This is a genomic window from Bradyrhizobium sp. LCT2 (assembly GCF_009931255.1).
GTDB lineage: Bacteria > Pseudomonadota > Alphaproteobacteria > Rhizobiales > Xanthobacteraceae > Bradyrhizobium > Bradyrhizobium diazoefficiens.
Window position 1 is genome coordinate 7790393 of sequence record NZ_CP034432.1, and the last position, 20097, is coordinate 7810489.

Annotated in this window: 21 protein-coding genes; 4 read left to right on the top strand and 17 right to left on the bottom strand. The window is 64.6% G+C overall.

Annotated features, from left to right (window positions below):
- Positions 1-124: 124 nt before the first annotated feature.
- The 3 genes from EI171_RS36820 to EI171_RS36830 all read right to left on the bottom strand — a co-directional run bounded on the left by EI171_RS36820 (position 125) and on the right by EI171_RS36830 (position 3730).
- A complete protein-coding gene (locus tag EI171_RS36820; protein ID WP_161536194.1) occupies positions 125-1183 on the bottom strand; it encodes an ABC transporter permease in 1059 nt (352 codons plus the stop codon).
- Positions 1180-2706 carry a sugar ABC transporter ATP-binding protein gene (locus EI171_RS36825; protein WP_161536195.1) on the bottom strand — a complete coding sequence of 509 codons (1527 nt, stop codon included), beginning with the start codon at positions 2704-2706 and terminating at the stop codon, positions 1180-1182. Before EI171_RS36825 ends, EI171_RS36820 begins: the two co-directional genes overlap by 4 nt.
- Positions 2707-2767: 61 nt before the next feature.
- A complete protein-coding gene (locus tag EI171_RS36830) occupies positions 2768-3730 on the bottom strand; it encodes a sugar-binding protein (protein ID WP_161536196.1) in 963 nt (320 codons plus the stop codon).
- Positions 3731-3987: 257 nt separating this feature from the next.
- Between EI171_RS36830 and EI171_RS36835 the strand changes: the two genes are divergently transcribed.
- Positions 3988-5250: an ROK family protein gene (locus tag EI171_RS36835; protein ID WP_028174242.1), complete on the top strand. Its 1263-nt coding sequence runs from the start codon at positions 3988-3990 to the stop codon at positions 5248-5250.
- Positions 5251-5322: 72 nt separating this feature from the next.
- Here EI171_RS36835 and EI171_RS36840 read toward each other — a convergent pair whose 3' ends face one another.
- The 8 genes from EI171_RS36840 to EI171_RS36870 all read right to left on the bottom strand — a co-directional run bounded on the left by EI171_RS36840 (position 5323) and on the right by EI171_RS36870 (position 11884).
- On the bottom strand, positions 5323-6120 hold the full coding sequence (locus EI171_RS36840; protein ID WP_161536197.1) for an adenylate/guanylate cyclase domain-containing protein: 798 nt from the start codon (positions 6118-6120) through the stop codon (positions 5323-5325).
- A 179-nt stretch (positions 6121-6299) separates the two neighbouring features.
- On the bottom strand, positions 6300-6512 hold the full coding sequence (locus EI171_RS36845) for a hypothetical protein (protein WP_038966536.1): 213 nt from the start codon (positions 6510-6512) through the stop codon (positions 6300-6302).
- On the bottom strand, positions 6509-6700 hold the full coding sequence (locus EI171_RS45955; protein ID WP_246740339.1) for a hypothetical protein: 192 nt from the start codon (positions 6698-6700) through the stop codon (positions 6509-6511). The genes EI171_RS36845 and EI171_RS45955 overlap by 4 nt, the downstream gene beginning before the upstream one ends.
- 78 nt (positions 6701-6778) lie before the next feature.
- The gene (locus EI171_RS36850; RefSeq protein ID WP_161536198.1) at positions 6779-6991 is read right to left on the bottom strand and encodes a hypothetical protein; all 213 of its coding nucleotides are present in this window, start codon (positions 6989-6991) and stop codon (positions 6779-6781) included.
- Between the two features lie 716 nt (positions 6992-7707).
- Positions 7708-8901 (bottom strand): adenylate/guanylate cyclase domain-containing protein, encoded by a 1194-nt coding sequence (locus EI171_RS36855; RefSeq protein ID WP_038966534.1) that lies wholly within the window; start codon positions 8899-8901, stop codon positions 7708-7710.
- Positions 8902-9010: 109 nt separating this feature from the next.
- Positions 9011-9595: a HutD family protein gene (locus EI171_RS36860; protein ID WP_161536199.1), complete on the bottom strand. Its 585-nt coding sequence runs from the start codon at positions 9593-9595 to the stop codon at positions 9011-9013.
- A 100-nt stretch (positions 9596-9695) separates the two neighbouring features.
- Positions 9696-10904, bottom strand: a complete 1209-nt coding sequence (locus EI171_RS36865; RefSeq protein WP_202633050.1) for an ABC transporter substrate-binding protein — start codon at positions 10902-10904, stop codon at positions 9696-9698.
- Positions 10905-10942: 38 nt separating this feature from the next.
- Complete coding sequence (locus EI171_RS36870) at positions 10943-11884, bottom strand: alpha/beta fold hydrolase (RefSeq protein ID WP_246740340.1); 942 nt, start codon at positions 11882-11884, stop codon at positions 10943-10945.
- A 100-nt stretch (positions 11885-11984) separates the two neighbouring features.
- Here EI171_RS36870 and EI171_RS36875 point away from each other — a divergent pair, with 100 nt between their 5' ends.
- A complete protein-coding gene (locus tag EI171_RS36875; protein WP_231166570.1) occupies positions 11985-12509 on the top strand; it encodes a MarR family winged helix-turn-helix transcriptional regulator in 525 nt (174 codons plus the stop codon).
- A 31-nt stretch (positions 12510-12540) separates the two neighbouring features.
- On the opposite strand, the gene EI171_RS36880 is transcribed toward EI171_RS36875, so the two are convergent.
- From EI171_RS36880 to EI171_RS36905, 6 genes are all read right to left on the bottom strand, one after another.
- Complete coding sequence (locus tag EI171_RS36880; RefSeq protein ID WP_161536202.1) at positions 12541-13695, bottom strand: ABC transporter substrate-binding protein; 1155 nt, start codon at positions 13693-13695, stop codon at positions 12541-12543.
- Between the two features lie 29 nt (positions 13696-13724).
- A complete protein-coding gene (locus EI171_RS36885; protein ID WP_028175208.1) occupies positions 13725-14573 on the bottom strand; it encodes an amidohydrolase in 849 nt (282 codons plus the stop codon).
- A 21-nt stretch (positions 14574-14594) separates the two neighbouring features.
- Entirely contained in the window at positions 14595-15434 is an 840-nt protein-coding gene (locus tag EI171_RS36890) for a shikimate dehydrogenase (protein WP_161536203.1), read from the bottom strand.
- A 305-nt stretch (positions 15435-15739) separates the two neighbouring features.
- Complete coding sequence (locus tag EI171_RS36895; protein ID WP_028175206.1) at positions 15740-16585, bottom strand: SDR family NAD(P)-dependent oxidoreductase; 846 nt, start codon at positions 16583-16585, stop codon at positions 15740-15742.
- Between the two features lies 1 nt (position 16586).
- Entirely contained in the window at positions 16587-17147 is a 561-nt protein-coding gene (locus tag EI171_RS36900; RefSeq protein ID WP_028175205.1) for a carboxymuconolactone decarboxylase family protein, read from the bottom strand.
- A complete protein-coding gene (locus EI171_RS36905) occupies positions 17125-17820 on the bottom strand; it encodes a TetR/AcrR family transcriptional regulator (RefSeq protein WP_060910734.1) in 696 nt (231 codons plus the stop codon). Before EI171_RS36905 ends, EI171_RS36900 begins: the two co-directional genes overlap by 23 nt.
- Positions 17821-17987: 167 nt before the next feature.
- Here EI171_RS36905 and EI171_RS36910 point away from each other — a divergent pair, with 167 nt between their 5' ends.
- Both EI171_RS36910 and EI171_RS36915 read left to right on the top strand, forming a co-directional pair.
- Positions 17988-19199, top strand: a complete 1212-nt coding sequence (locus EI171_RS36910; RefSeq protein ID WP_161536204.1) for an ABC transporter substrate-binding protein — start codon at positions 17988-17990, stop codon at positions 19197-19199.
- A gap of 3 nt (positions 19200-19202) precedes the next feature.
- Positions 19203-20096, top strand: a complete 894-nt coding sequence (locus tag EI171_RS36915) for an MBL fold metallo-hydrolase (protein ID WP_060910732.1) — start codon at positions 19203-19205, stop codon at positions 20094-20096.
- Position 20097: the final 1 nt, after the last annotated feature.

Sequence of the window (20097 nt, forward strand, 5' to 3'; positions counted from 1 at the left end):
CCGCCGTCTCAGGCTTTGCTTGTCTTGCCTCACGTTCCGGCCCAAAGCCCTCGAGCCTGGAACGCGCTCCCTCCCCCAGCGGCCGCCGACGAAGCGGCCTTGTGTCAACTGGAGCGTGGATCCGTCATGCTTGATCACTCGTTCTCACCGGCAGGGCATCCGCGGCGCGCGGTGACGCGCCTTGTCCTTGCACCGGTGTCGATCTCGGCGCCGTGCGAGCAAGGCCCGCGAGGGCCTGCCTGCGCCGCCGGCGCGCCTGCAATTGCTGATCCGCCAGCACGCCGATCAGAATCACCGTCCCCATCACCGCAAAGTTCAAGGAATTGGGGATGCCCAGGATATTCACGAGGTTCTGCAGCACCTGCAGCAGCGCAGTCCCCAGCACGATACCGAGAATGGAGCCCTCGCCGCCGCGCAGGCTGCACCCGCCCAGGACGGCAGCTGCGATCGCGTAGAGCTCATAGAAATTGCCGAAGGAGCTCGGAGACACCGAGTTCGTGTAGAACACGAACAGGACTGTTGAAACGCCGGCCAGTCCACCGCTGATGATATAGGCGGTTGCGATCACGAGATTCGTGTTGATGCCCGAGAAGCGCGCCGCTTCCTCGTTCTTGCCGACGGCATAAAGCCAGCGCCCGTAGACCGAGCGATGCAGCAGCACGCCGAGGACGAGCGCAAGGACGATCAAAAGGATGAAGGTGTTCGGGATGCCCGCCAAGTTGCCGGAGGCAATGTTGCTCAGTGTCCCGGCCTCGTCGCCGTAGCCGAAGCCGCGCGTCGAGTCGCTCGTATAGTAGCGCGCGGCGCCGCGATAGATCAGCAACCCGCACAGCGTCACGATGAAGGGCTGCATCTTCAGCCGGGTGACGAGAAGACCCTGAATGGCGCCCAGCACGAGCCCGCCCAGCAACACGGCCAGCAGCGCCAGCGGCCAATGAACCTGATGAGTCGTCAGAAGATCGATGAAGATGACGCCGAGCAGCGCGAACATCGAGCCGAGCGAAAGGTCGATGCCGCCGGTGATGATCACGAGCCCCTCGCCCAACGCAAACACACCGAACAGGCCAATCAGATTGGCCATGTTCAGCAGGTTCACCAGCGACAGGAAGGCCGGATTGATCAGGCCCGTGATGGCGGAAATCACCACGAGCAGCAGGCCCAGGCCGAGTTCCTTCTTGATCATGGCGCCGCCGCTTCCACGGTTTCCGGCGCCTGGCCCATTGCGAGCTGCAACACGTTGTATTCGCTGAACTGCGGGCGCTCCAGCACGCCGCTGACACTCCCCTCATGCATCACCGCGATCCGGTCGGAAACGCCGATGACCTCCTCCATGTCCGAGGAGATCATCACGATCGCGACGCCGTGGTCGGCGAGCTCGCGCATCAGCGCGTAGATCTCGCTCTTGGCACCGACATCGACGCCGCGGGTCGGCTCGTCGAAGAACATCACGCGCGGCTGCATGGAGAGCCACTTGCCAAGCACGACTTTCTGCTGGTTGCCGCCGGAGAGCGTGATGGCCTCGATATCGATGCTCGGCGCCTTGATGGAGAGGCGTCTGACCTGCTCCTTCGCCACCTTGCGCTCGGCCGCGCCGCTGACCAGCCACATCCGGGCATAATTCAGCAGGCTTGCCAGCGTCACGTTCTCCCGGATCGGCAGCTCCAGCACGAGCCCGGATTTCTTGCGGTCCTCCGGCATCAGATAGATGCCTTGCCTGATCGCGTCCCGCGGCGATGCGACATCGACCGGCGCGTTGTCGATCCTGATCTCGCCACCCAGCAGAGGATCGATGCCGAAGGCCGCGCGGGCAAGCGAGGTGCGACCGGCACCCACCAGCCCCGCCAGTCCGAGGATCTCGCCATGCCGCACGGAGAGATCGATCTGCCGGTCGGGAAAGGCCGACGTCACGAGGCCGAGGATGTCGCAGCCACCCGGCTGCGGCGGCCGTTTCGGCGGCGTATGCAGCGCTTTCAGGTCGCGGCCGATCATCAGCCGGATCATTGCGGCATGGCTCAACTCGTCTCGCGCCAGCTCCCCCACCGTGCGCCCGTCGCGCAGCACCACGACGCGGTCGGCGCAGGTCATGATCTCGCCGAGCCGATGCGAGATATAGATGACCGCGATGCCGTGCGCCTTCAGATCGGCAATCACCTCGAGCAACCGCTCGGTCTCCGAAATCGTCAGGCTGGAGGTCGGCTCGTCCATGATGATCACGCGGGCATCGATCGAAAGCGCCTTGGCGATCTCCACCATCTGGCGCTCGGCGATCGACAAATTGTCGACCAGTGTGTCGGGAGCGAAATCGGCACCCAGCCGCTCCAGCAGCGGCGTCACGCGGGCGCGCATCTCGGCATTGTCCACCAGCTTCAAAGGGCCGCCGACAAGCTTCTCGCGTCCGATGAAGACGTTCGCGGCGACGTCGAGATTCTCGAACAGGTTCAATTCCTGATGCACAAAGGCGATGCCGGCCTGCGTCGCCTCGCTCACCGTCATGCGGGCGCGGTCGATGCCGCCGATGCGGATCACGCCCTGGGTTGGCGCGACCACACCACCCAGCACGCGCATCAGCGTCGATTTGCCGGCGCCGTTCTCGCCGATCAGGCCCAGCACCTCGCCGCGGTACACGCGCAGGCTGACATCGTCGAGGGCCATGACCCCGGGATAGGACTTGCTGATCCCGGCGAGTTCGAACAGGATTTCCGCCATTCATCTCCTCCCGCACGACGCCCGGCGGCAGTGCCAGCCGGGCGTCGAAAGGCGGTGCTACTTACTTCTTCAGCAGGGCCTTCAGATCTGCGGTGAACTCCGCGACGTTGGACTTGCTGATCACCTTGGTCGGGACGATCAGCTTTCCGCCCGCCGGGATCCAGGACTTGTCCCCGTTCAGCGTCTTGATGATGTTGGTGGCGGAGAGATAGCCGAACTCGTACGGCTGCTGCACCACCGTCGACTCGATCGTGCCGTCCGAAACGCCCCGCAGCGTGCGCTGGTCCTCGTCGAAGCCGACGATCTTCACCTTGCCGGCCTTGCCCGCCGCCTTGACCGCGTCATAGATCAGCGGTGTCTCGTAGCTCCAAAGGCCGGACAGCAGTGCGATGTCGGGATATTTGACGAGCACGTTCTCCATGTTCGCCTTGGCCTTGGCGAAGTCCACCTGGTCGGTGAACACGTCGACCAGCTCGACCTTGGTGCCGGCGATCGCTTCCTTGATGCCTTGCACCCGCTCGCGGGCGTTGTCCGCGTCCATCGTGCCGACGAACAGCGCGATCTTGCCGCCGTTCGGCAACGCCTTCTTGATCTCCTCGCCGGCCTGCCGCCCGGCCGCGACGTTGTCGGTGCCGATATAGGCGAGGCGATTGCTCTGCGGCGCGTCGCTGTCCGTCGTGATCAAGACGGTCTTGGCCGCAACCTTGTTGAGCTGTTCGGTTGCGTGCGGCGCGTCGTCCACCGAGATGGAGATGCCGGCGACGCCGCGCACCAGGAGGTCGTCCAGCTCGCGCCGCTGGCCCGCCGCCGTGCCTTCGTTGGTGACGATCAATTCGATATTGTAGTCCGGGTGCTCCTTCTGCGCCTTTTCGAGCCCGCGCCCGGCGATGGTCCAGAAATCGGCCGCGACATTGGTAACCAGCGCGACGGTCTTTTTCTGCTGCGCCTGCGCCATCCCCGCGGTCATCGCGAGCGCGGCGGCCGCGAGCAGCGGCACTATCAATTTCGTCCTTGATCCGTTCATGTGCACCTCCCTTTGGTCGCCCCGCATCAGGCGACTTCACGGCGCTTTTTGCGCCTGATTTTATTCACACAGCGAAGAAATGCCGCAGAGCAAAACAGAAAAATCAGGATGCACTTGCTCACTCTTCGAGTTTAGATAGTACATGGGGTATTATAATAGTAAATATGACGCATAACGACTCCCTTCGGCTGTGCTTTTTCAACAACACTACCGAAACACGCACCTATTAAATTCACTAACAGAATTAAATGGACAGCATGGTTGACCAGATTGAGCCACCGCGACGCGTTTCCAGCCTGGCCCGCGGGTCGAACCGCGGCCGCCTCGTCGAACTCTTGCGACGCCAGGGGCCATTGCCCCGCGTGGCGCTCGCCCGGAGCACGGGACTGAGCTTCCCCGCCGTTTCCGGTCTGACGTCGAGACTGATGGCGGAAGAGTTGTTGTGCGAGACCGAGACAGCGGCAACGTCATGGTCCGACGATACCGACGACGAGGATGCGGACGGGCTGAATGGCCGCCGCCGTGGCCGGCCGGTCGTGCTGCTGACCTTGAACCCGGAGTTCGGGCGCATCATCGCGGTCTCCGTACGCATGAACCTGATTGAGACGCTGATCGCCGATTTCGGAGGCTCTGGCCTGGCGCAGTCGCGACTAGCTCTCCCGACGCGCGCTCTCGATGCAGGCGCACTGCGCGATCTGGTCATCGCGCAGATCAATGCGATGCTTGATGCGACGGCGACGCCGCGCCATCAGCTGTTGGGAATCGGGCTTGCGCTGCAGGGTATCGTGAACGCCGATACCGGCCGGACGCTGTGGAGCCCGGCGCTGTCGATCACCGACGTCGATCTGGCGACGCCGATACGTCAGGCGTTCGGGGTCGAGGTCGTGATGGCGAACGACGCCGTCGCAGTTGCGCTCGCCCTCACGGCCGCTGAACCGGCGCTGGCGGAGGGCCTCTCGGCCACGATCATGGTCGGTCACGGCATCGGCATGGGCGTTGTCGCCGATGGTGAAGCGCACTGGGGCGCCGGCAGCGAGATCGGCCATGTCAAGCTGGCGCCGGATGGTCCGCAATGCCGCTGCGGCCAGCGCGGCTGTATCGAGGCCTATCTTGCCGACTATGCGCTCTACCGCGACGCCCGCACCTTTCTCGACTTGCCGCCGGCGGACTCGCAGCAGCCGTCCGAGGCGCAGATGGCTCTGCTGCGCGAGCGGGCGCTGGGCGGCGATCCGCGCCTCGAGAACCTCTTCCAGCAGGCGGGTCGCGCGCTTGCCGAGGCGGTGGCGGCAACGATATCCGTGCTGCGCCCACACCATGTCATTCTGGCAGGGCCCGGCCTGCAGGCATTCGACATGATGCGCCTCGCCTATGAGGAGCGGCTTGAGCAGGCGGTGTTGCCATGGCTGCTCAAGTCCACGGCGATCTATCTGCGTCCAAGCGAGTCGACGGCAATTGTCGACGGCATGGTGCGACGGACGCTGCGGGTGGTTGACCGAAACCACATGGAGGCGACCGAGTGAGCAACGGAAGTCGCGGCCTCGACCTGTCGCTTGATGTCCAAGGCGAGGTCAGGGTTTGCGAGCCGGAGGTACTTACCCCTCCACCCGATAGAGCCGCCACCGCTCCGGCACGCCCTTGAGCTGATGCACACCGTGATCCCTGAAGCTGAACGTTGACTGCGTCTTCATCAGGTCCTTGACCGCGCTCGACACCAGAACCTCGCCGGCGCGCGCTTTGGCGGCGACGCGGGTGCCGATGTGGAAGGCGAGACCGACCATTTCGCCGCCGCTCACCGTGTACTCGCCGGCATGCAGCCCCACCCTGACATCCAGGCCCAGAGTACGCACGGCTTCGCGGATCGCGGTCGCGCAACTGACGCCGGCCGCCGGCGCCTTGAACGTCGCGAGCACCCCGTCGCCCGTCGTCACGACTTCCTTGCCGCGCGAGGTCTTCAGCTCCTTGCGGACGGCCGCGTAATAGTGGCCCATGATCTTGGTCCAGCGCGCATCGCCGAGCTTCGCGGCCTTTGCGGTGGAGCCGACGATATCGACGATCAGGATGGTGGCGAGCGCCTGCTTGGGCTCGGCGCTATCGCCGGCCGACCGGCGCCGGTTCGCAATGGGCCCGGTCAACGGCTCGTAGCGGTGGTTCCGCCGCCGCGCGATCGCGGCTTTGGCATAGTCCTGGGCGCGCTGCACGGTGCCGCAACGAATTGTCTTCTCCTGCGGCAGACGCGTCCAGCAGACCTTTCGCCCGGCACCGGTGCCATGGACCTCCACGGCCCCCCATTTCAGGAAAATCACCGGGCCAACGCGCCTGACGCACCACGCCTTCGACGTGTACCCCGATACGTTCGACCAATGGACTCCGATGCGAAGAAATTTTGGCATGAACGCGCGGCCAATCGTAGGAACGTTTGGGCTACCGAGTTCAAAGCGTAGTGGTACACCCTCGCGTTTGCAATACGATCCGGCGTGAAGCCGTCCGGCGCGCGGCGGCCGGCGCCTGGAGCCGGCTCCGATTCTCCTGATGTGACGGACGCAATCAGCGAGCCTCGACAACTCGCACCCTACGCTCCTCTGCGAGCCTCCTGCCTGCCGATCGTGCAGCGCCACGCCGCGAGACGTTCGGCTGGATGCTGCGCCATCCATTCGGCAAGCTGCGGCGCGCCCATCAGACAGGACTGCATCGTCACGTCCGCGAAGTCCGAGGTCGTGACGATCTGCTCACGGCAGTCTGTCGGAGACGAGAGGCTGCAGAGCACGGCAATGATCTTGATCATGTCACGAGAACTCCTTCGACCTGCTCGGGTCTTGCATCGCCGCCCGGGTGGTCGACCCGCGGCCTGACAGGCTGCATGCCGTCGGGATCGGTCGGTGGAAAGACGGCGTCACAGATGGCGCGCGCTTCCCGGATCAAACGCGCTCGTTCGCGCTCGGCCCTTGTGACCAGTCGAACAACTTCGCCCATATCGGCTCCACAGGTGGCAAAAGAGGAAACTGGCAAGCCGGCCTGGTTAAGCGACCAAACCGGCGGCGCAACCCGCCCTCACGGGTACCCTTCGTATCCAGTGCCGGTCGAACGCGCCGATGATTTCGCCGCATCGACCGTTGATGCCTTCTCGGCGCGCCGCTGATAGTCAGTGGCGAGCATCTCGAGCCGAGCCGCGACCACGGCATCCGTCATGGTCCGGGCCGCGCGCAACAGGCTCTGCGCCGTCTCGAGATATTCCTTCCCTCGTCGCGACATCTGAATGGTCATAGGGGCCTCGCGCGGTTCTCTGAAAGCGTGTCGAAAGCCAACGGAAATCGGCCCACCCAGTCGCAGTCACCCTGCCGGCGCACCGTGAAACGTGCGAGGCACCTCTTCGAGCAAAGGGGCTTTCGCCAAGAGTAGTAGCGGACCAGACCAAACCTGCCGTCGCACACGGCACAGCGCCCGGTTCGACTGCGAATATCTTCGGAACAGCTTGGCATTGGCGTCTCCTCTTGGGATCGCATCCGATGCGTCGATCACCTTTTCTGTTGCATCGCGCCGGCAGCATTGACTGTCGTCGATGCGTTCGTGCGGCACCATTGGCAGGGCCGCCAGTAAAGCCAACCTAGGAGTTCTGCGCGGAGATTTCTTTTGACAATGCGTCCGATATTGCCCATCCGCACGACTTGCGACGCGCGCAGGGAGGGCGCACCGCAGCAACCGTGCGTTCGCGCAATCGCCTGATCCGGTAATGAGGCTGACAGGAACCGGCGCATCGCTCGGACGTTGGCGCAGGCCGGGTCCCACAAGACACCGGCACTTTGGCGGCTCCGGCTCTCAGCCCCCCTTGCGGAGTCGGCGTCGTCTCAAGGAGACAATGATCGATGGACGAAAGCCTGAGGGTCGTCTTTGCAATCGGCGCCACCGCGGCTGTCGTCGCAGGGGCATATCTCGCAATCCGGTTCTTCGCCGGATTCTACTAGGCCTTTCGCCCGGCGCTTTCAGCCGTGAAACGCGAACAGCTCGATCGGATCGCTGAAGCCGCGCACCTCGTACTCGCCTACCCGCTCCAGCTCGGACTTCCGCTCCACCAGCTCGGCGAAGTCGCGCGACAGCAGCACCGGTCGTCCCACCTGCTTGGTGAGCGCTTCGAGACGCGAGGCCATGTTGACGGCCGGGCCGATCACGGTGAAGTCGAGCCGGGTGGTCGAGCCGATATTGCCGTACATGACGTCGCCGACATGGACGCCGATGCCGTAGTTCAGCGGCGCGCGGCCGCTGCCGTTATTCCGCTCGTTCAGCGCGACCATGGCCGCTCGAGCCTCGGTCACGGCATGCAGCAGGTTTGCGCAGGCGTTGGGCTGGCTGAGCGGGAAGATGGCGAGGAGGCCGTCGCCGATGAATTTCAGGATCTCGCCGCCGTGCCGCGCGATCGGCTCGGACATCGCGTCGAAATAGTCGTTGAGGAGGTCGATGACGTCGTCGCGCGGCCAGTTGTCGGAGATTTTCGTGAAATCCCTGAGGTCGCAGATCATGATCGCGGCGCGAACCGTGGTGCCGGTGCCGCGCCGGGTAGCGCCGGCGAGAATCAGCTCGCCGGCGTGCGCGCCGACATAGGTCTCCAGCAGGGTCCGCGCCAGGCGGTTCTTGATGCGGATCTCGCTGACCAGCGCCAGCACCGGCAACAGCTTCTTCAGCGCAGCGATATGCGCCTCCTCGAAGCCGCCGGGCCGGTCGGTCGCGAAGGTGATGAGATGACGCTTGCCGAGGGTGTGGTAGAGCGGCCAGGCCACATAGTCGGTCAGGCCCTTCGTCCGCATCTCGTCATAGAGGGCGTGCTTGCGGCCGAGCGCCGGATCGCGTTCGAGGTTCTCGCGCACCTCGGTCGCCCCGTCGAACATTTCGTTGGCGGGGCTGCCGATGAATTCGGACCGCTCGCGCACGTCATAATCGACCCGCGCGATCTCGGCCTCGCGCATGCCGTCGGACCACATGAAGCGGGCGCCCAGCCATTGCGGGTGATGGATCAGGACATGAAGCGTCGAGCGCTTCAGCGGAATGCCGGCCTGCTGGAGGCGGATGCACATCTGCGCAAAGATATTGTCGATGAAGCGCTCGTCGCGGGTGCCGTTGGTCAGCCAGTCTACGACGCCGTCGGACAGCGTCGCGGGGGGATTCTTGTCTGGTGCGCTCATATCCTGCCCCTTCGCGGCGGCTTGCATCAAGGCAGATATCGTGCGCTGGCGGGGCCGCGTCAACCTAGCCAGTTGCACGGATCGTGCGCATCAGCAACGCAGTTGCGATCTAGCCGACGAGCTGGATTGAACCTAACACCCCCAGCCCCGAGACGAGCGCCAGCCTAGACGGCTCGGTCAGCTCGACCTTCAGCGTGCTGCCGTGGGGAACCGCAAACTCCTCGCTATTGAGACGAATGCTGCAATTGCCGGAAACCGCGTAAACCAGATGCGTGCCGGCGGACAATGGCCGATCGCCGGGCTCCCGGAGCGCCAGAAGCTCGATCTCCGCCGCACCGCGCCGGGCCATCAGGTTCACGACCTCGACCGGACCCGCCTCGAGCTCGGTCACGATCTCGAGCTCGCCGGTGAAGCGCACGGTCGTGAACGGCTCGCGCTCGTCGAATTCCCGCCCCGGTGCTTTCAGCACCAGCCCGCGCCCACCCACGACCATCTGCAAGCGGTCGATGCCGGGCATGTAGGAGAACGGACCGGGTGCCACGATCGGCGTGGACGCAAAGCGCCAGAGCAGGCTGTCCCAATCCTTCGTCGGGCTGCCTGCGCGATGCGCATCCGCAATATCGGTGAAGATGCCGCCGCCGTTCTTCCAGGGCGAGCGGGTGTAGTCTTCGGATTTCAGCAGCGTGGTTTTCATGTTCCTGGGTCGTCCGGGATCGCAAGAGGGCGAGATATCACGCACGCATCATGCGCGTGGCGAACCCGCTTTGCCAACCCGTTCGACGGCCGTTTCCGATTTAGCGGCTGGAGGCCTTTACCAGCGGACATTTGCTCTCCGCGAGCGGCCAGACGGTCTCTTCAGGCGGGATCTTGCGCACGATGTCGAAGTAGTCCCAGGGATATTTCGAATCGGACGGCTTCTTGACGCGAACGAGGTACATGGTGCGCGTGACGCGGCCGTCCTCACGGATGCTTGCGTCCTCCGAGAAGACGTCCTCGACCGGTATCGTCCTCATGGTGGTCGCAACCCGGCCGGCATCGTTGGTGCCGGCGCTGGCGACGGCCTTGAGATAGTGACGCACCGCGCCGTAGACGCCGGCATGCAGCATCGACGGCATCATGCCGGTCTTCGCAAAAAACGCCTTCGACCATGCCCGCGTCGCCTCGTTCATGTCCCAGTAGGAGGCCGTCGTCAGGTAGGTGCCCTGCGCATCCCTAAGGCCGAGCGCGTGCACGTCCTGGAGGAAGAGGATCAGCGCGGCGAGGCTTTGGCCACGCTGCACCAGCCCGAACTCGCCGGCCTGCCGCATCGCGTTGACGGTGTCATTGCCGGCATTGGCGAGGCCGATGACCTTGGCGCCGGAGGATTGCGCGCTCAGCAGGAACGAGGAGAAGTCCGGCGTATTGAGCGGATGGCGCGCGCTGCCCAGCACCTTGCCGCCCAAGGCCGCAATCACGCTGGTCGCGTCCTGCTGGAGCTGATGGCCGAAGGCATAGTCCGACGCCAGGATGAACCAGGTGCCGCCTCCGGCCTTGACGACCGCGGACGCGGTCCCGTGCGAGACCGCATAGGTATCGTAGGTCCAGTGGAAGCCGTAGGGCGAGCACTGCTCGTTGGTCAACGCCGTCGTCCCCGGCCCCGAATAGAGAACGATCCGCTTCTTCTCGCGTGCGAGGCTCTGGACCGCGAGCGCAACGCCGGAATTGGGCACATCGACAATCGCATCGACATCCTCGACATCGAACCAGCGCCGGGCGATCGCCGTGCCGACATCGGCCTTGTGCTGGTGATCGGCCAAGACGATCTGGATCGGCTTGCCGAGAACCGCGCCACCGATCTCGCTCACCGCCATTTCGGCGGCGACGACCGAACCTTTGCCGGTGATGTCGGCGGTCACGCCGGCCATGTCGGTGAGGACGCCGATCTTGACGACGTCACCACTGACTTGCGCCCGTGCCGCGACGGGCTGCGCCAGCAGCAGAAGGACACATGCAATCCGTCTCATCCTTGGTATCCTCCAATGTGCCTGCAAGGCGCGGGATCTCAGCATCCGACCGTATCGAGCCAGGCCAGGATCATGGCGGCGAGATCATCGCTGTTGTCCTCGATCATCATCATGTGGCCGTTCCCCTCGATGCCGCGATCGGGAAGCCAGACGAACTCGGCGCCGAGATAGCTCGCCGTCGCCGCATCCACCTCGCGCGGATGGCGCGGGTCGCGGTCCCCGGTCACGATCATGATCGGCCTTTCCCGCAGACGCTCGGGATCAGCGATCCTGAGCCCCCGTCCGCCGATGTTGAAGCGCTCGTTCAGGATTCGCGCGCTCTCCGGCGCAAACGAGCGGCAGTAGTTTTCGAACGCGTGGTGCGGAAAGCGCGGCCCGTTGGCCCAATAGGCGGCGGCAAAGTCCGCCGTCAGCCATACCGGCGCATCCTCGCTCGAGTAAACGGGATGACCGGCGCTGGCGTCATCGCGCAGCGCGCGGATCGCTGCCGGATCGTCGGGCAGATCGCGCAACAGATTGGCCGGTGGACCGGGGGCGATGCCGACCACGGCGCGGACCAGATCGGGACGCCGTTCGGCCATCCACCAGGCCATCGGACCGCTCGCCGAATGCACCAGCAGCACGGCCGGCCCGATCTCCTCGATCAGCGCCAGCAGCGACGTCGCCACATCCCGCGTTCCAAGCCGCGAAAAGTCCGGACCTGACGGCGAACGGCCGTGACCGGGCCAGTCCGGCACGAACACGTCCCGGCCAGCCGCAGCAAAGCGCGGCGCCCAACCCGGTCTCCGATCCGGCGTGGCGAGATAGCAGGTCCCGGTGTGACCGGCGCCATGGACCATGACAACAGGCATTTTGCGCAAGGCCACGTGGGACGATCGCACCTGGTCGACATAGACTGGATGCTCCGGCGTTCCCGCATGGAAGCACCGGACCTCGCCGTCGCACGACAGGTCCATCACCCTCTGCCCGGCCAGCGGCATGCTCCTGCGATCCTCCACAACTATCGTCGACGGCCGTTCTTGCGGGCCTCGCAGCGATGTTAAGATCAAGCCGGATCGAAAAGCAACCAGAAAGTCTCATATGAGACCATCTCGAAAATCGACGAACGGCACCACCGGGAGCCATTCACCCGAGCGAAAACCGCTCGCGGCGGTGATAGGCGGCACCGAACTCCAGATCGCCTACAGGATGGGCTACGTGCTGAACTTCTATCGCGAGCCGTCATTCCGGCGGATCGAGATGGAATTCGGCCTGACGCGGCCGGAGATCGTCACCCTGATCTTCCTGAATTTCCGAGAGGGCGTGACCGCGAGCGAGATCTGCGAATTCTCCGGCCATCTCAAGGCCAACATCAGCCGCGGAATCATCGCGCTCGAGAAGAAGAAGCTGATACGGCGTGCCGCCGACAAGACGGACAGCCGCCGCCAGCAATTGTTCATGACGGCGGCCGGGCGGGCGCTCTACGCACAATACATCCCGGCCCTGCGCGAGCGGGAGCGTGCCATGCTCGCGTGCCTCACGCGGGCCGAGCGCAATGAATTCGAGCGCCTGCTCGACAAGCTCGCCGCGCACGTCCCGCACTGGGCTGCGCTCGACGAACTCTGAGGGCGGAGCGATCGCGCGGGCGAGGCGTTCCTCACTCGCCCTTGCCCGCCTTCAGCTTCGGCAATCTCTCGATGATCTTCTGCTTGCCGTCGATGATCTCGGCGAGGAAGCTGGCGCGGTCGATGTCGCCGTTCTGGTCCCAGCTCGCTTCCATCAGCATGCCCGGCGCCTTGTCGGGCCTCAGGGTCAGGCCTTTCATCGCGGCGCCAAAAGCCTTGCTGTCGAACTTGCCGATCTTTTCGGTGACGTATTTGACCAGATAGACCGCGGTGTAGCCCTTGATGCCGTTGTGGTCGGGCCGGTACTTGTAGCGCTCGCCGAATTTCTTCGTGAAGTCCTCGATGGCGGGAATCGGAGCGTCGGCGGAAAGGCCGACATGGCCGCGCACGCCGTTGGCGGCGGGGCCGGCGAGCTCGACCACCTTCTGGCTCAGCAGCGTGGTCTCGCCGAACAATGGCGTCGACAAGCCCTGCCGCTTCGCCTCGATCAGGAAGCGGGCGCACTCCTCTTCATTGGTATAGACGAAAATCGCGTCAGCCTTGGCGCTCTTCAGCTTGATGACGTCGGAGCCGAAATCGACCTGGCCCTGCTCGGTGGAGATATCGGCCGCGATCTCGATATTGCGCGCCTTCATCTCCTTCAGAAAGTTGTCGTGGCCGCCCTTGCCGAAATCATTGTTGACCCAGACCAGCGCGACCGTCTTCACCTTGAGCTTGTCGTGCAGATAGTTGGCGATCTTCGGCATCGAGAATTGCTGACCGAAGGCCGTGCGGAATATCCAGGGGTTACCTTGCGTGGTGATGTCGGCGGCCTCGGCGCCGACGATCTGCGGAATCTCGGCTGCCTGCGTCAGCGCCATGTTGACCTTGACCGAGCCTGAATAGATCGGCCCGAGCACGACATAAGGGTCCTTGTCCAAAACCTTCTGCACCTGCGCGCGCGAGATGCCGGGATTGCTCTGGGTGTCGAGATGCTCGGTCTGGATTTTCCGGCCCAGAATGCCGCCGGCATTGTTGATCTCGTCGACCGCGAGCGCGACGCCGTCGCGCCAGTTGGTGCCGGAGACGGCGCCGGGGCCGGACAGCTCGATGACGTCGGGGATGTAGACCGTGCTCTGCGCGCAGGCCGCGCTCGCCCACAGCGATGCCGCAACCGCGATGCTAACCGGCCCTGCAAAGTGCCTCATGACGTCCTCCCTCCCATTTTGCTCTGTTGTTATCTCGCTTGATCCGTCCCGCCGTCGAAGCCGAGCAGCCGTGCCGGCGTTCGCCACAACAGGCGATGCTGATCGCCGGGGTCGGGAAACAGTTGTGTCAGCACCGCGAGCAGCGGACCGTAATCGAGCCGCTCTGGGGCGCGCAGGAACGGATAGTCCGAGCCCCAGACGCAACGGTCGAGCGTGAAGGCCTCGACCAGCGCCGTGATGAACGGCCAGGCGTCTTGATACGGATGCGGCTGCTGCGAGAATTTGTAATAGCCTGACAGCTTGACATGCGCGTCTCGCTCGCGGCCGATCGCGAGCAGCGCCTGGAAGGCCTTGCCCTGCAATCCCTGCCCAACGGAGGGCCGGCCGCAATGATCGAACACCAGACGCACATTTGATTTGTCGATCAGCGGTAACAGGTCGAGCAACTGGTCCTGCTCGACCTGGATCTGGAGAAACAGGCCGAGGCTGGTCAGCTTCTCCAGCAGTGGTGCGGTCTCTTGGTAGTAAGCGGCACCGTGGAACGGCACGTTGAAGGCGACGCCGATCACGCCGGCCGCCTTCAGCCGTTCGAGCTCGCTGATGTCGACGTCGTTCTCGACGACGGCGACACCGCGAAAGCGGCCGCCGCCCTGCTGCAACGTATCGAGCAGGATGCGGCTGTCGCTGCCGTAGCCGGTGTTGGTGGCCACCACGAGCGCGTGCCTGATATCGAACGCGTCGAACACGCGGATGAGCTGCGCCGCGGGCGCGATCTCCTGCCCGCTCGGCCGGTACGGCGTATCGGCGGAATAGGGAAAGCGGGCGGGATCGATAGCGTGGATGTGGCAGTCGATCCTGGGGGACACCGGCAGCGTCATGGCGCAAAGCTCCCCGGCGGTTCAGAACGTCGCTTCGATGGCCTTGATCAGCTCGGGCGTCACGTCGGGCATGACACCGAACCAAGCCTTGAAGGCGAGCCTAGCCTGGTTCAGCAGCAGGCCCAGCCCGTTGACCGTGACGCAGCCGCGCGCGCGGGCTTCGGCGAGGAACGGCGTTTCCAGCGGCGTGTAGATGAGATCGGCGGTGAGCGTTTCCGGCCGCAGGCGCGACAGGTCGATCTCCAGCGCGGCCTTGCCGACCATGCCGCGATCGGTGCAATTGACGAGCAGCGCGACATCGCCGAGCGCGGCGCCGCGGTCGTCCCACGCGACGGTGCTGATGGCGGAACCGAAATCCTTTGCGAGCGCCTGCGCCTTCTCCGCGGTGCGGTTGGCGATGCGGATCTCGCGCGCGCCATTTTCGAGCAGCGCCACCACCACAGCGCGCGAGGCGCCGCCTGCCCCGAGCAGCAGGATCGGCCCGGCATCGCCGCGCCAGTCAGCCTTGGCGTCGCGCAGGCTCTGCACAAAACCGTTGCCGTCATTGTTGAGGCCGGAGAGCGTGCCGTCCGCCTCGACAACGATGGTGTTGACGGCGCCGATGCGTTTTGCCGTTTCGTGGACGCGGTCGAGCATCGGCATCGCCGTCTGCTTGTGCGGCATGGTGACATTGCAGCCGCGGAACCCGAGCGCAATCAGCCCGTCAAGCGCATCCTCCAGCCGCTCCGGCTTCACCGCCAGCGGGACATAGCTGCCGCGGATGCCGTGCGCCTTCAGCCAATAATTATGAATGACGGGCGAGCGCGAATGCGCAACCGGCATGCCCATGATACCCGCCAGTCCAAATCCGTCCTGCGACATGCTGCGCTTCCATCCTCGATCGCGCCATTCGGCGCGCGACCATCTTATTTGGTCAGTTGTACAAAGTAATTAGAGGGAATGGCTAGCGCGTGCAATCTGAATCTGGGGAAGCGCCGCCGTCCTGGCGAAAGCCAGGACCTATTAGCCCAGGGAGAGGTTGTGGTGCGAAGGGGCAACTGCGAGTTCCCGTAACCACATCCGACGGTGGTTATGGGTCCTGGCTTTCGCCGGGGCGACGCTGAAGGGGCATCGTGCTTCCAGGCACTCGTCGCGGTCGTAGCCTCGCCACGCAGTGACCGGTCCGATCACATCCCGCTCAACCCGCTATCCACCGCGAGCGTCTGCGCGGTGACATAGACGCTTTCGTCCGACAGGAAGAACAGCACCGCATAGGCGATCTCCCACGCGGTCGCCTGGCGGCCGAAGGGGACATGGCCCTTGCCGCGCGATGGGCGGCCGGCGCCGGCTTCGCGGCCGTTGGGAGTGTCGACGAGGCCAGGATAGATGAGGTTGGCGCGGATGCCGCGGCGCGCGCCGAGATGGGCGATGTTGCGCATGAGGCCGCCGAGCGCGGCCTTGGAGGAATCGTACACCGCCATCTGCGAGCCGGCTTTCAGCGCGGCGATCGAGGAAATGAAGACGATGGCGCCGCCATCGTCGAATCTCGGCATGGCGGCGCGGCAGCACAGCATCGGACCGCGGACGTTGACGTCGTAGATCCTGTTCCACTCCTCGGGGCTGACGGCATCGAGACCGACCTTGCCGAAGGTGCCGATGTTGAGCACCATGCCGTCGAGCCCACCCATCGCGCGGTGCGCTTCGTCGATCATGCGGACGACGTCGGGCTCGGACGTGACGTCCGCCGCGATGGCGAATGCCTCGCCGCCTTCGGCGGTGATGCGCTTCACCGTCTGTTCGGCCGAGGTGCGGTTGAGATCGGCGACCGCGACCTTCGCACCCTCGCGCGCGCAAAGGATGCTCATGGCGCGGCCGTTTCCGATCGGATCGGTTAAGGCATCGAACACGCGCTGGCCGCCGCCGACGATCAGGATGCGGCGGCCGCTCAGGCGCCCCCTGCCCGGCGCTTCGCCCAGCGATTCCGCGCTCGGCGGACGGACGTAACGCTCCGGCTTGGTCTCGGTTTCCGTCATCTCAGCCGCCCTGCTTCTTACCGCCGTCATAGACCTTCATGCCCGCCGCGGGATCGAGATCGGTTTCCGTTGCCTCGGTGACGCGCGCCATCATCATGTAGAAACCGAGCGCGACGATGGATTCCACGACCTCCTGGTCGCTGAAGTGGCGGCGCATGGCGGCAAAGGTCGCCTCGGGAACGCGGACGTTCTCGACGACCTCGCGGCCGAATTTGAGCAGCGCGCGCTCAGCCTCGCTTAAGCCGGCTGCATCGTAGTCACTGCGCTCGACCGCATCGATCTGCGCTTGCGTACAGCCGACACCGAGCGCGATCGGAACATGCTGGCGCCACTCATAGGCGCCGCCTTCGAGCTGGGCGACCTGGAGGATCAAGAGCTCGCGGTTGACGGCGCTGAGCTTCTGCTTGTGCAGGATCGAATTGCCGAGCCGCATCGCCGGGATCATGTTGGCCTCGGCATGAGCCATCATGCGAAAGATGTTCAGCTTGACCGGCATGCGGTCGAACGAGGCGCGGATGTCGCCGCTCGTCGTCTCCGGATCAATCAGGGGCAGCCTTGCCACGCGTTTCTCCCTTGGGTTTTCGTTTCTTGTTGTCGTCATTGCCTGCCGCGATCAGCGACAGGAAGAAGGCGAGGTAGCGGTCGATCGCCTCGATCACCTTCGGCCGCGACGACGGCGTCGCGCCCATCACGTAATGTTCGAGGCGGATATAGATGAGGCCCGCCGCGAACAGCCGCGCGGTCTCGCGCGGATCCGGCGTCGAGACGAGGCCAGCGAGCGCAAAGCCGCGGAAGTAATCCGTCATCAGGCTCTGCTCGCGCGCGTAAAAATGGTCGGCGAACTTGGCACGGATGCCGGGCACGCGGTTACGCTCGGCGGTGATCACCTTCTGGAACTGATGCTCGCGCGGATCGGACCATTGCTCGACGAGATCAAGCGCAAACTGCCGGCAGAACGCGGCGGGCTGGCGCGCAAGCTGCTTGTAGCGCGGCTCCTCCAGCCGGCTCGCCGAGCTGGCCGGGCCATGCTCGGCAACGATCGCTTCCAGGATCGCGGCCTTGCCGGCGAAATGATTGTAGAGGCTGCTCTCGCGAATGCCGACACGGCGCGCGAGTTCGCGCATCGAGGCGCCGCCATAGCCGCTCTGCGCGAACAGGTTGAGCGCTTCGGAGAGGATGCGCTCGCGGGTGGTGGGCGCAGCCGCTGCCGCCGCGCTGGAGGTGTGGACAGCCATGCGACTTGACTAACGAACGATCGTTCGCTAGTCAACCGTACGAACGATCGTTCGTTTGCCAGTCTGGCGGCTACGGTCGCGGCCCGCAAATCCGGTTGCGGGCCCTGTTCTCGCGTTTCAACTCCGCTCCCTTGAGAGGCGGAGAGCAAATCTGGGGAGACGACCTCATGGCGCGCTTTGCCCGCCTTCGCCTGGCCGCGGCCTGCATCCTGTTGCCCATGCTCGCGGCAAGCATCGCCCAGGCGCAAAGCGCAAAATACGATCCCGGCGCCGACGACAAGACCATCAAGATCGGCACCACCGCGCCGCTGAGCGGACCGGTCTCGGCTTTCGCGCAGATCGCAAAATCCGCCGAGGCCTATTTCCGCAAGGTGAACGATGACGGCGGCGTCAACGGGCGGCGCATCCAGATGATCATCGCCGATGACGCCTACAGCCCGCCGAAGACGGTGGAGCAGACGCGGCGGCTGGTCGAGAGCGAGGAAGTGCTCTTGATCTTCGGCGGCGTCGGCACGCCGACCAACAGCGCCGTGCACAAATACCTCAACGACCGCAAGGTACCGCAGCTCTTCCTGGGCTCGGGCGCCGCGAAGTGGGACGATCCGAAGAACTTTCCGTGGACCGTCGGCTGGCAGCCGACCTATCGCGACGAGGCGATCGCCTACGCCAGGTACATCAAGGCAAGCCATGCCAATGCGAAGATCGGCGTGCTCTATCAGAACGACGATCTCGGCAAGGACTATCTGAAGGCGCTGGAGGAAGGACTCGGCGGTGGTGAGGCGATCGTGGCGCGCGCCGCTTACGAGACCACGGCGCCGACCGTGGACACGCAGATCCTGCAACTGAAGACTGCCGGCGCCGATGTGGTGCTGGTTGCGGCGACGCCAAAGTTTGCAGCGCAGGCGATCCGCAAGATCGGCGAGATCGGGTGGAAGCCCGTGACCATCATCTCCAACGTCTCGGCCTCGATCAGCGGCGTGCTGGAGCCGGCCGGCAAGGACAATTCCACCGGAATCATCTCCAGCCAGTACCTGAAGGATGCGACCGACCCCGCGCTGAAGGACGATGCCGGCTACAAGGAGTGGCTCGCCTTTATGGACAAGTACCTGCCTGAAGCCAACAAGAGCGATTGGCTCAACGTCTATGGCTATACCATCGCGCAGACGCTGGTCACCGTGCTGAAGGCGTCCGGCAACGACCTCACCCGCGCCAATGTGATGAAGCAGGCGACGACGCTCAAGGACGTCAAGCTGCCGATGCTAATTAACGGCACCACGGTGAACAACTCGCCGGAGCGCTATACGCCGATGACGAGCCTCCAGCTGATCCGCTTCGACGGCACGCGCTGGGTGCCGTTCGGCGAACTTCTGAAGAATTGAGCGATGCGGCAGGTCAAGGTCGGCGGCATGCGGGTCGATCTCGTCAGCGAGATCGCTTCGCTCGCCTTCGACAAGAGCTGGCTGTTCGCCAACGTCACCGAAGCCGTGATCGCGGAGAACCGGAGCTGGCTCGATCACCGCTATATCGAGCCGGGGACCGGCCGCTTCATCCTCAGCCATCATTCCTATCTCGTGCGCGCGCCGCGCTGGACCGCCATCGTCGATACCTGCTGCGGCAATCACAAGAAACGGCCGCGCGTCCCGGTCTGGAACGACCTCAGCCAGCCTTATCTCGAAAACATGCGGGCGCTTGGCGTTGCGCCTGAAGAGGTCGACTTCGTGATGTGCACGCATCTGCATGTCGATCACGTCGGCTGGAACACGCGGCTCCTCGACGGCCGCTGGGTGCCGACCTTCCCCAACGCGCGCTATCTGATGGGACGCGAGGAGTACCGACATTTCGAGGCCGCGCACAATGCCGCACCGAAGAACCCGGTGAACCACGGCTCGTTCGAGGATTCCGTGCTGCCGGTCGTCGCCGCCGGCCTCGCCGAACTGGTCGAGACCGACCATCGCCTGTTCGAGGATCGCGACGCGGCCTTGCGCTTCGCGCCGGCGCCGGGCCACACCGCCGGCAACATGCAGATCCACCTCAACGGCGGCCACGATCACGCCGTCATGTCGGGCGACGTCATCCATCACCCGATCCAGTGCGCTGCGCCGTGGCTGTCCAATGCCGCCGATGTCGATCCGGCAGCGGCGGTCGCGACGCGGATGGCGCTGCTGGAAGAGCTCGCGGATACGCCGAGCTATCTGCTCACCGGCCATTTTCCCGCGCCGACCGCCGGACGCGTGATCCGGCATGGCGACACTTACAGATTTCGTTTCGAGGATTAGG